The organism is Ewingella sp. CoE-038-23 (genome assembly GCF_040419245.1).
GTDB lineage: Bacteria > Pseudomonadota > Gammaproteobacteria > Enterobacterales > Enterobacteriaceae > Ewingella > Ewingella allii.
The window spans coordinates 2,456,092-2,467,332 of sequence record NZ_JAZHOH010000001.1; the positions used below are offsets into that span (position 1 = coordinate 2,456,092).

The window sequence follows — 11,241 nt, forward strand, 5'->3', positions numbered from 1 at the left end:
ATGAGTCTGTTTCCCCGTGAAGCCGCAAGTTTAAATGCAAATAGCAATCATATTCAACACCGCAATGACAACTATTCTCAAATCAAAGCTGAATTGATCCAACGCAAAGCACTTTCCAGCGACTACGGGTTTCGCTATGGTGTTAACACCTGCCGTGATGACAGGCATTTCGCGTTATTCCCTGTTAAAGCTAATGATTTTAAAGGTGATGCATGCTCTATGTAATTTATTCTGAAGATGTACCCGACTCTTTGGAAAAACGTGCCGCTGCGCGTCCTGCACACGTCGAACGTTTGCAAAAGCTCCATGATGAAGGCCGCGTGATCGTCGCTGGCCCAACGCCTGCAATTGACAGTGCAGATCCGGGCGCGGCAGGCATGACTGGTTCAGTGGTTATCATTGAATTTGAAACCCTGAAAGATGCTCAGACCTGGGCCGATGCTGACCCTTACGTTGCCGCCGGCGTTTATAAAAGCGTGACCGTGAAGCCGTTTAAGCGCGTTTTCTAAACACCGCGCTTGAAATAATAAAGGCCACTCAGGTGGCCTCTTTTTTTGCTTGTACTCAGGGATATGTCACAGACGCTAAAGCAATCACAGTGTACGAGCAGTGGCTGTGTTAGACTGCCTCTCCCTACCCCAGAGGTAAGCTACTATGTCATTCTTCGACGGATTGAAGTTTCTTTCTAGCCAGAAAACTAAAGTCACCTGCCCGGAATGCAAAGCGGTGAGTGAACAAATGAGCACCAAAGTGCGCAAGAATTCAACGCTGGTCTGCCCGAAATGCGGTGCTTTATTTCAACCGAAATCACAGTGATCACGAGCGCCATTCATAAGTAACGGCATATAAAGAAAGACGTTGATGCTGCTGATGGTGAATCTGCCGAATGCGGTAGATGTGGCGATAACGTCTTGATTGACCTTCCAGCCAGCGGCTTCTGCGGCGCTGAGACTGGCGTAGCATGCGCCAGCGCCCTACTTCATTCTTACTACGTTTCATGCACATTGTTCCCGTTGACAACTTTCCCTGCGTTTTAAAACGCAGAATGCGTGCACATTATAGGCCGATGAAATTGTGATCCAAGCCCTGTTTCACCCTAATGTGTCAGTTATCAGCTACCCTTGATGACAATCAGATGAAATTCACGGTTTCTGATAATGATTTCAGAGGTAGCTGATTGATTGAAAGGTTTAAAGTCGTTAAAAAGTTTCCCCTTTCACCGACTCTGCGTACACTCTCCCAACGGCTTGCGAACAGGACTTTTCGCCCAATGACAACTTTTTATGCGGTAATTAGCTGGCTTCTTATTTTTGGCTACTGGTTACTGATTGCCGGCGTGACGCTGCGCATTTTAATGAAGCGCCGCGCGGTGCCTTCGGCTATGGCATGGCTGCTGATCATTTATATTATTCCGTTGGTCGGCATTATCGCCTACCTGTCGTTTGGGGAGTTGCATCTTGGGAAACGGCGTGCAGAACGCGCCAAGGCGATGTGGCCTTCTACCGCGCGCTGGCTGAATGATCTCAAAGGCTGTCATCGCATTTTCGCCACCGAAAATAGCGAGATAGCCAGCTCACTGTTTCAGCTTTGCGAACGCCGTCAGGGCATCGCGGGCGTGAAAGGCAACCAGCTGCAACTGCTGACCACCAGTGACGACACCCTGCACGCCATGATGCGCGATATTGAGCTGGCGCGGCATAACATCGAGATGGTGTTCTATATCTGGCAACCCGGCGGTTTGGTCGATCAGGTGGCTGAATCCCTGATGGCGGCCTCGCGTCGCGGTATTCACTGCCGCCTGATGCTCGACTCCGCGGGCAGTGTCGCCTTCTTCCGCAGCCCTTATCCCGCCATGATGCGCAACGCCGGTATCGAAGTGGTCGAGGCGCTGAAAGTCAGCCTGTGGCGCGTATTCTTGCGCCGCATGGATTTGCGTCAGCACCGTAAAGTGGTGCTGATCGACAACTATGTGGCTTATACCGGCAGCATGAACATGGTCGATCCGCGCTATTTCAAACAGGACGCAGGCGTGGGCCAGTGGGTCGATTTGATGGCGCGTATGGAAGGCCCGGTCGCCACCACCATGGGTATCGTCTACTCCTGCGACTGGGAAATCGAAACCGGTAAACGCATTCTGCCGCCGGAGCCTGACGTCAATCAGATGCCGTTTGAGCAAGAGAGCGGCCACACCATTCAGGTCATCGCCTCCGGCCCGGGCTTCCCTGAGGATATGATCCATCAGGCGCTGCTCACCGCCTCGTATTCGGCGCGCGAGCAGTTGGTGATGACTACCCCTTATTTCGTGCCGAGCGACGATTTGCTGCATGCGATCTGTACCGCAGCCCAGCGCGGCGTTGACGTCAGCATCGTTATGCCGATGAAGAACGACTCGATGATGGTCGGCTGGGCCAGCCGCGCCTTCTTCAACGAGCTGTTGGAAGCCGGCGTGAAAATCTACCAGTTCGAAGATGGCTTGCTGCATACCAAGAGCATTCTGGTCGACGGCCAACTCAGTCTGGTGGGCACCGTGAACCTCGACATGCGCAGCCTGTGGCTGAACTTCGAAATCACGCTGGTGATTGATGATGACGGCTTTGGCAACGATTTGGCGCAGGTGCAGGCCGACTATATCGCCCGCTCGCACTTGCTTGACGTCGAAGCCTGGTTAAAACGCCCCTTCTGGCATCGCATTATTGAACGGCTGTTCTACTTTTTCAGCCCGCTGCTGTAAAAGCCGCAGCGAGAATGTTCTAATAGCCCGAGACACTCTTTTACTGATCACCATTTATTGATAGGAACGTTATGGATTTAAATAACCGCCTGACCGAAGACGAAACCCTTGAGCAAGCCTATGACATTTTTCTGGAACTGGCGGGCGACAATCTCGATCCGGCGGATATCTTGATCTTCAATCTGCAATTTGAAGAGCGCGGCGGTGCCGAACTGTATGACCCGGCCGAAGATTGGGTTGAGCACGTGGATTTCGATCTGAACCCGGACTTCTTCGCCGAAGTGGTTATCGGGCTGGCCGACGCTGAAGATCAGCCGATTAATGATATTTTCGCGCGCGTTCTGCTGTGCCGCGAAAAAGACCACAAGCTGTGCCATATTTTGTGGAAAGAATAATCCCCCTGCATCCTTCAACCTAACTCGGCGTTGGCCGCCGACATTCACCCCGGTCACATACTGATGTATGCTCCCAGAGTTCATGCCGTTGCCGCCTTAATTCAGGTCGAATGATTTTGGGGATAGATTTGATAAAAAAAACCTGCCATGGGCAGGTTTTTTTATGCTTCAAGAGTGACTCCAGTGGCTTAGAGCGGGTCCACTTTAAGGCAAGAGACGGCGTGGCGGAAGCTGCCTTCCAGCAGTGGGCGAGTTACTGCGCACTCTGGGCCAGCAATCGGGCAGCGGGTGCGGAACACGCAGCCTGACGGCGGGTTGATTGGCGACGGTAAGTCCCCTTCCAACAGCTGAATCACTTTATTGCGCTCTTTGTCCGGGTCTGGAACCGGCACGGCTGACATCAATGCGCGGGTGTAAGGGTGCTGAGGATTGTGGTACACCTCATCGTATGTCCCTAACTCCACGGCGTGACCGAGGTACATCACCAGTACGCGGTCAGAGATGTGTTTCACCACCGCTAGGTCATGCGCGATGAAGATCAGCGACAGGCCCATCTCACGCTGCAAGTCTTGCAGCAGGTTCACCACCTGCGCCTGAATCGACACGTCGAGGGCTGAAACCGGCTCGTCACAGATAATCAGCTTCGGCTCAAGGATCAGCGCGCGGGCGATACCAATACGCTGACACTGGCCGCCGGAGAACTCGTGCGGATAACGGTTGATCAGGTTTGGCAGCAGGCCAACCTTCAGCATCATCGCCTTCACTTTCTCTTTAACCTGAGAGCGAGGCATTTTCGGGTGATAGGTTTTCAGCGGCTCGGCGATGATTTCGCCGATGGTCATGCGCGGGTTAAGCGATGCCAGCGGGTCCTGGAAAATCATCTGAATGTCGCTACGGGTTTGTTGCCACTCCGCCGCAGACATGCCCAGCAGGTCTTTACCCAACCAGGCCACTTTGCCGTCAGTGGCTTTCACCAGACCGATAATGGCGCGGGCGAAGGTCGATTTGCCGCAGCCTGACTCACCCACAACACCCAGAGTTTCCCCTTCATACAGGCGCAGCGTCACGCCATCCACCGCTTTCAGGGTTTTGGATGGCTGCCAGAACCACTGCTTACCATCTTTGATATCAAAGTGGACTTTTAAATCCGCCACTTCCAGCAGAACTTTTTTGTCTGGTGGCGCTTCGTGCTTGGACGGGCTGTGAATTACTGTGTGATCTGTCATACCAACTCCTCGACCGGCTTAAAGCAGGCGCGTAAACGCCCTTCACCGAAACGCTCCAGTGGAGGTGCGGTGTTACAGATTTCCATCGCGTGCTGGCAGCGAGGCTGGAATGGGCAGCCTTTTGGCAAGCGCAGCAGGTTTGGCGGGTTACCGGCAATGGTAGTCATCATGCCACCCTCGGAATCCAAACGAGGAACGGCATTAAGCAGGCCGATAGAGTAAGGATGAGACGGCTGGTAGAACACGTCGCGCGCCTGACCATATTCCATGGTGCGCCCGGCGTACATCACCAGCACTTTGTCACAGATCCCGGCAACCACGCCCAGATCATGGGTGATCATGATGATGGCGGTGTTGAACTCGCTTTTCAGCTCATTCAGCAAGGTCATGATCTGCGCCTGAACGGTCACGTCCAGCGCGGTAGTCGGTTCGTCAGCAATCAGCAGTTTTGGTCGGCACAGCAGCGCCATGGCAATCATCACGCGCTGGCGCATACCGCCAGAGAACTCGTGCGGGAACATCTTCATGCGCTTGCGCGCTTCAGGCATTTTCACCGCGTCCAGCATGCGCACTGACTCGTCGAAGGCTTCGCGACGGCTCATATTCTTATGCAGCATCAGGACTTCCATCAACTGCTCGCCAACGCGCATGTACGGGTTCAGCGAGGTCATTGGATCCTGGAAAATCATCGAAATCTGCTCGGCACGCAGCTTGTTAAGCTCGCGCGGCGGCAGGTTCAAGATTTCACGGCCATTAAATTTAGCCGAACCGCCAATGCGGCCGTTGCTGGCCAGCAGTCCCATCAGCGCAAACGCGGTCTGGGATTTGCCCGAGCCGGACTCCCCTACGATGCCCAGTGTTTCACCAGCACGCAGGTCAAAGTTCAGGTCGTTAACTGCCGTCACGTCGCCGTCTGGCGTGCCGAAGGTGACGCGCAGGTCTTTCACATCAAGCAGGATTGGCGGCGCTTTGCCGTCAACGGACGCCGGTGACGCGAAAGTTGAATGTTCAATGGTGCTCATGATTGCACTCCTTAACGATCTTTCGGGTCGAGGGCATCACGCAGGCCATCGCCGATAAAATTGAAACAGAACAGAGTTACAACCAGGAAGCCTGCCGGGAACAGCAGTAACCAAGGTGAAACTTCCATAGAGTTGGCGCCGTCGCTCAGCAACGCACCCCAACTACTTAACGGCTCTTGCGTACCCAATCCCAAGAAGCTAAGGAAGGATTCGAATAAGATCATGCTCGGTACCAGCAGTGAGGCGTAAACCACCACCACGCCCAGTACGTTTGGCACGATGTGGCGCAGAACGATGTTGCGGGTAGACACCCCGCTCACCAGCGCCGCTTCGATAAACTCTTTACGCTTGAGGCTCAGGGTCTGTCCACGCACGATACGCGCCATGTCCAGCCATGAAACCATGCCGATAGCGACGAAAATCAGCAAAATGTTTTGGCCGAAGAAGGTCACCAGCAGGATAACGAAGAACATGAATGGGAAGGAGTTGAGGATCTCCAGGAAGCGCATCATCGCAGAGTCAATTTTGCCACCAAGGTAGCCGGAAACTGTGCCATATAAGGTGCCCAGAATAACCGCGACCAGTGCTGCCGCCACGCCCACCATCAGAGAGATACGCCCGCCGATGGCCACGCGTACCAGCAAATCACGGCCCGAGGAGTCGGTACCGAAATAGTGGTGAGAAGCAAAGTCCGGCGCAGCTGACATCATATTCCAGTCAGTATCTGCGTAGGCAAATTGTGAAATCATTGGCGCGAAGGTCACGAATAACGCAATCACTGCCAACACGATAAGACTGGTGACAGCCGCGCGGTTGCTGATGAAACGGCGACGCGCGTCCTGCCATAAGCTGCGGCCTTCAACTTCCATCTTTTCGGTGAAGTTTTCCAGAGCTTCGCTGTTTTTCTTACTTAACATCATTGATAAGCTCCAGCATTAATAACGGATTTTTGGATCGATAACGGCGTAAAGCACGTCGACGATCGCATTGAACAAGATGGTCAGTGCGCCAACCAAAATGGTCAGACTCAGAACCAGCGAGTAGTCACGGTTAAGTGCACCGTTAACAAACAGCTGGCCGATGCCCGGCAATCCGAAAATGCTTTCGATAACCATTGAGCCGGTGATGATACCGACGAAGGCAGGTCCCATGTAGGACAGTACTGGCAACAGTGCAGGCTTCAACGCGTGGCGCATAATAATGCGGCGCAGCGGTAAACCTTTGGCACGCGCTGTACGGATAAAGTTGGAGTGCAAGACTTCAATCATTGAACCGCGGGTAATACGCGCGATGCTGGCGATATAGGCCAGTGACAGAGCCACCATTGGCAAGATCATAAATTTGATCCCACCGCCGTTCCAACCGCCGCCCGGTAACCACTTCAGGGTAATGGCGAAGATCAGCACCAATAAAGGTGCCACCACAAAGCTCGGGATAACAACGCCGGTCATGGCTACCCCCATTACCGTGTAATCCCATTTAGTGTTCTGATTAAGCGCGGCAATAACACCGGCAGAGACACCAAATACAATCGCCATAATGAAAGCTGCCAGACCCAATTTAGCGGAAACCGGGAAAGAGGCGGCGACCAGATCATTAACGGTATAGTCTTTATATTTGAACGACGGGCCGAAATCACCTTTCGCCAGTTGCCCTAAATAGTTGAAGTACTGCTTATAGATTGGATCATTGAGGTGATATTTCGCCTCAATGTTCGCCATAACTTCTGGCGGAAGATTACGCTCACCTGAAAATGGACTTCCCGGTGCGAGACGCATCATAAAAAACGAGATGGTAATTAAGATGAATAGCGTCGGAATCGCTTCCAGACAGCGGCGTAAAATAAACTTTAACATTGCCCGTACCTGTTTCTAAGCCTGCACTACAGCTTGATAGTTTTGGCTTTATCGCCGTAATAATAAAAATATTACGACGGTGGCTCTCTGCTTCAGCGCTGAAACGGTCAGCGCCAAGAACGATACCTTTATCAAAAATAGGCAGGGCATCTCGGGGATGCCCTGCCAGACACTAATTAGTGTTTGATAATGTACAGATCTTTAACGTAGACGTTGTCCTGTGGATCTTTACCGGTGTAACCACCCACGTATGGTTTCACCAGACGGGCGTTCACGTAGTAATAAACAGGCACGATGGCGGAATCTTTGTCCAGTTGCTGTTCAGCTTTCTGGTACAGAGAAGCGCGCTCTTCGTCAGTCTTGGCAGTCAGAGTGTCAGCAATCGCTTTATCGAAGGCTGCGCTCTTATAGTGAGCCGTGTTGTTGCTGCTGTTAGACAACAGCATGTTCAGGAAGGATGAAGGTTCGTTGTAGTCAGAACACCATGCCGCACGAGAAACATCGAAGTTACCCTGATGACGGGTATCCAGGAAGGTTTTCCACTCTTGGTTTTCCAGCTGAACGTTAACGCCCAGGTTTTTCTTCCAAATTGCCGCTGCGGCGATTGCCAGCTTCTTGTGCAGGTCAGACGTGTTGTAAAGCAGTTTGAAGGTCAATGGCTTAGCGTCGGTGTAACCGGCTTCTGCCAACAGTTTCTTCGCCTGTGCATTACGTTGATCCTGAGTTTCTTTGAACCAGGCTGGAGGAGTCAGTTTGCCGTCAGCGCCGTCAGTGTATGGCGGGGTGAAGCCGTAAGCTGGCAGGTCGCCCTGTGCTTTAACTTTCTCAACAATGATGTCGCGATCCAGACCCAGTTTCAGAGCTTCACGAACGCGTTCGTCGGTGAATGGCGCTTTCTGGTTGTTGATTTCGTAATAATAAGTACACAGATATGGGTCAACATGGACTTCAGTTGGGATCTCTTTCTTCAGTTTCTGGAACAATTCGATCGGCATGTTGTTGTAAGTCATGTCGATTTCGCCGCTGCGGTAGCGGTTAACGTCAGTCACTTCTGAAGAGATTGGCAGGTAAGTTACCTGATTGATAACAGTGTCTTTGTTATCCCAATATTGTGGGTTACGTTCCAGAACGATACGTTCGTTGACGGTCCAGGTTTTCAGTTTATAAGCGCCGTTGCTCACGTAGTTTGCTGGCTGAGTCCATTTGTCGCCAAATTTCTCAACAGCATTTTTGTTTACCGGCTTCATCGCGGTGTGAGACAGCATTTTAACGAAGTAAGGAACTGGCTCAGTCAGAGTCACTTCCAGAGTGTGGTCGTCGATAGCCTTCACGCCCAGAGTGTCAGGGCTTTTCTTACCGGCAATGATGTCATCGATATTAGCGATGTGACCATATTGCAGGTAGCTTTCGTATGGGGATGCAGTTTTCGGGTCAGCCAGGCGCTGCCAGCTATAAACGAAGTCCGCAGCAGTCACTGGGTCGCCGTTGGACCATTTAGCGTCTTTACGCAGGTGGAAAGTCCACACTTTAAAGTCTTTGTTGTCCCAAGTTTCAGCTACGCCTGGGATCACGTGGCCGTCAGCGTTAGAGGTGTTAACCAGGCCTTCCAGCAGGTCACGGATAACGTTGGACTCTGGCACACCTTCCACTTTATGTGGGTCAAGGGATTGCACTTCAGAACCGTTGTTACGAACCAGTTCTTGTTTGTCAGCCAGTTGCACACCGGCTGGAACGGTAGCAGCAAAAGCGCTTCCCGCGGTCGTCACGCCCAATGCTGCTAATACGCAGGCAGCGAGGATAGTTTTCTTTGTGATGTTGGTCATTTTATATTCAACTCCAGTTTTTATTATGAACTTGCGCACGATGGAGCAAGATAAACCCTTGCTGGGCTTTTGGTTAATCGCGGGCAGGAACGAATTACCCGATAGAAAAACCGCATGTATTTAGTCGCTGTGAATAAGACGACTATCCCCTACTACATTTCTAACTTTTGAAGTTTGAGACTGTTAATCGTCTTTCATCTTCAGAGATCCTTTAAGGAAGACCCCTCTCCTTTTGCTCGCCCTGTTGATTAGTATTTCACGCAGTGTGGTAATACCTTTTTCAAACACGGCAGGCTAATGCTTAATTTGACTTAACAATGCAATTTCAGACGAACACTCTCGGACTGCAGTTTTTAGCAGCCTGAAAAAAGAATTTTAATGGGAACTAATGTGCAGCGTTTCTGACTTAAACGAAGACATGCATCAACAGTGCCAAGGAGTGCTTTTGGGAAAAGCAGTGACACTAAAAGCGCGTTGGCTCTGTAAGGATGCAAAGTTTCGACCACGACATTCTCCAACAACAAATGAAATTGCTAAATTTAAATCTCTTTGCAAGATCCATTCTCACTTCGGCATAAGCCCGAAACAACTTTCCATTTGTGAAGACGTCCCGAAAATTATCAGAAGCCTGTTAACTGCGCCAATAAATTTTGCGAAAATGTTACGCGTTTCTCCTTTACTGGGCTTCGAAGTCATTTAGCCGTCTGGCATGCCAGTAAGGGATGCTTATCTAACTTATTGCTTTTATTCTGTTTTAATCGATTTATAACCTACAGCCATCTTACGCTTCTGTTTAAAAATTCGACTGATACAAAAAGTTAACATTTTGTAGGTTTGAAGAATAAATGGCTGTTTCTGACAGAGTAAACACTAATAACATCTCGATACAGCATGCACAAGCCCTACAGAATGATGTGGTTAAATTAACATCGATTCGGGCAGAGAAAGTCATAAAAAAGGGATTTTTTGGGGAAGGAAACGTATAGAAATAGCTGTTTGAGTTATAAATAGGCTCAGGAAAGGAGTTTAAGCCACATTTAGGTGCAACTGGTCATAAATAAGTCATTAGTTGCACTATATTGAGGCATTCGGTTATTAGCAAAGTTAATACTGTAGGCACCAATAACCGAATGTTTAGAAAGATAAAGAGTAGCCCGAAGAATATTATTGCAGCAGACCAGGGAAAATAGCTTTAATCCCGGTCACGATAAACTCAATACCCAGTGACATCAGCAGCAAGCCCATAATACGGGTGATGACGTTAATGCCGGTCTGTCCAAGCAGTCTCACCAGTAAAGGTGCTGCACGGAACAGCAACCAACAGCTGAAAGCAAAGAGCGCAATGGCTACGGTCAAACCCAACAGGTTCTGCCAACCGTGGAAACGTGAACTCCAGACAATGGTCGAACTGATGGCACCCGGCCCCGCCATTAAAGGTAACGCCAATGGCACAACCCCGACGTTTTCGCGGATCGCCGTTTCCGACTTCTCCTGCTTGTTCTGTTTATCCTCGCCTAACTTCCCGCTGATCATCGACATCGCAATGGACACCACCAGAATGCCGCCCGCGATACGGAAAGAATCAATAGAGATGCCGAAGATATGCAAAATGGCGTCGCCGAGGAATAAAGCTGTCCACAATATAATGGCCACCGACAGGTTGGCGGTCATATTGGTTTTGTTTCTACCGGCGGCGGCTTGGTAGCTGGTCATGCTAATAAAGACCGGCAAGATCCCCACTGGGTTAACCAATGCGAATAGCCCGACGAAAAATTTGATATAGCCTGAAAGATCTAACAGAGATTGGCTCACGCAGAACTCCGCACAACACGCCAGAAGAGGAAGGTTTCAATGGGCGCTAATGTACTGTAATTGCCGCTGGGATTCCACGAGACTTTTTAGCGCGTACCACCAGATTTTTTAATATAAGCAGTGATTCATGCTGATGTTAAAAATAATAGGGGTCAATCCGACCAAAATTCGCACATTTTGTTAAATAAAAACGGGTTAATGATAACCAATCTCATCAACGGCCTGCTGAAAGGTGTCAGCAAGTCACTTTAGTGATCCAGATCAAAAATCGCCTGCCCCCAAGTGAGTATGCTTTTCACGTAGTCAGTGAGTAGGCGACAGGATAAACACCTTGCAAGCTGGCGAAGTTAACTCGTTTTCTCCTACAGGATGTTCA

The 11,241-nt window shown here is 50.6% G+C and carries 12 protein-coding genes; 5 read left to right on the plus strand and 7 right to left on the minus strand.

Translation table 11 applies throughout. From position 1 onward, the window contains the following. The 3 genes from V2154_RS11495 (at position 1) to V2154_RS11505 (ending at position 816) form a co-directional block, all read left to right on the plus strand. Complete coding sequence (locus V2154_RS11495; RefSeq protein ID WP_353502365.1) at positions 1 to 225, plus strand: hypothetical protein; 225 nt, start codon at positions 1 to 3, stop codon at positions 223 to 225. Beyond that, positions 213 to 509: a YciI family protein gene (locus V2154_RS11500; protein WP_353502366.1), complete on the plus strand. Its 297-nt coding sequence runs from the start codon at positions 213 to 215 to the stop codon at positions 507 to 509. Before V2154_RS11495 ends, V2154_RS11500 begins: the two co-directional genes overlap by 13 nt. Positions 510 to 654: 145 nt before the next feature. Then, positions 655 to 816, plus strand: coding sequence for a YnfU family zinc-binding protein (locus V2154_RS11505; RefSeq protein ID WP_218586968.1), 162 nt, complete (start codon positions 655 to 657; stop codon positions 814 to 816). On the opposite strand, the gene V2154_RS11510 is transcribed toward V2154_RS11505, so the two are convergent. Further along, on the minus strand, positions 817 to 999 hold the full coding sequence (locus V2154_RS11510; RefSeq protein ID WP_072009887.1) for a YciY family protein: 183 nt from the start codon (positions 997 to 999) through the stop codon (positions 817 to 819). 271 nt (positions 1,000 to 1,270) lie between these two features. Here V2154_RS11510 and cls point away from each other — a divergent pair, with 271 nt between their 5' ends. Together cls and V2154_RS11520 are read left to right on the plus strand one after the other, a co-directional pair. After that, positions 1,271 to 2,731 carry a cardiolipin synthase gene (gene cls, locus V2154_RS11515; RefSeq protein ID WP_034791010.1) on the plus strand — a complete coding sequence of 487 codons (1,461 nt, stop codon included), beginning with the start codon at positions 1,271 to 1,273 and terminating at the stop codon, positions 2,729 to 2,731. Between the two features lie 71 nt (positions 2,732 to 2,802). Further along, the gene (locus V2154_RS11520) at positions 2,803 to 3,126 is read left to right on the plus strand and encodes an HI1450 family dsDNA-mimic protein (RefSeq protein WP_013575941.1); all 324 of its coding nucleotides are present in this window, start codon (positions 2,803 to 2,805) and stop codon (positions 3,124 to 3,126) included. Positions 3,127 to 3,314: 188 nt separating this feature from the next. Here V2154_RS11520 and oppF read toward each other — a convergent pair whose 3' ends face one another. The 6 genes from oppF to V2154_RS11550 all read right to left on the minus strand — a co-directional run bounded on the left by oppF (position 3,315) and on the right by V2154_RS11550 (position 10,865). Next, the gene (oppF, locus tag V2154_RS11525; protein ID WP_353502367.1) at positions 3,315 to 4,352 is read right to left on the minus strand and encodes a murein tripeptide/oligopeptide ABC transporter ATP binding protein OppF; all 1,038 of its coding nucleotides are present in this window, start codon (positions 4,350 to 4,352) and stop codon (positions 3,315 to 3,317) included. Beyond that, positions 4,349 to 5,374: an ABC transporter ATP-binding protein gene (locus V2154_RS11530; RefSeq protein WP_353502368.1), complete on the minus strand. Its 1,026-nt coding sequence runs from the start codon at positions 5,372 to 5,374 to the stop codon at positions 4,349 to 4,351. Before V2154_RS11530 ends, oppF begins: the two co-directional genes overlap by 4 nt. Positions 5,375 to 5,385: 11 nt before the next feature. After that, complete coding sequence (gene oppC, locus V2154_RS11535; protein ID WP_034791020.1) at positions 5,386 to 6,294, minus strand: oligopeptide ABC transporter permease OppC; 909 nt, start codon at positions 6,292 to 6,294, stop codon at positions 5,386 to 5,388. 15 nt (positions 6,295 to 6,309) lie between these two features. Further along, positions 6,310 to 7,230, minus strand: a complete 921-nt coding sequence (gene oppB, locus V2154_RS11540; RefSeq protein ID WP_353502369.1) for an oligopeptide ABC transporter permease OppB — start codon at positions 7,228 to 7,230, stop codon at positions 6,310 to 6,312. Between the two features lie 176 nt (positions 7,231 to 7,406). Next, a complete protein-coding gene (gene oppA, locus V2154_RS11545; protein ID WP_353502370.1) occupies positions 7,407 to 9,053 on the minus strand; it encodes an oligopeptide ABC transporter substrate-binding protein OppA in 1,647 nt (548 codons plus the stop codon). A gap of 1,164 nt (positions 9,054 to 10,217) precedes the next feature. Further along, positions 10,218 to 10,865 carry a YchE family NAAT transporter gene (locus tag V2154_RS11550; RefSeq protein WP_353502371.1) on the minus strand — a complete coding sequence of 216 codons (648 nt, stop codon included), beginning with the start codon at positions 10,863 to 10,865 and terminating at the stop codon, positions 10,218 to 10,220. Positions 10,866 to 11,241 lie beyond the last annotated feature (376 nt).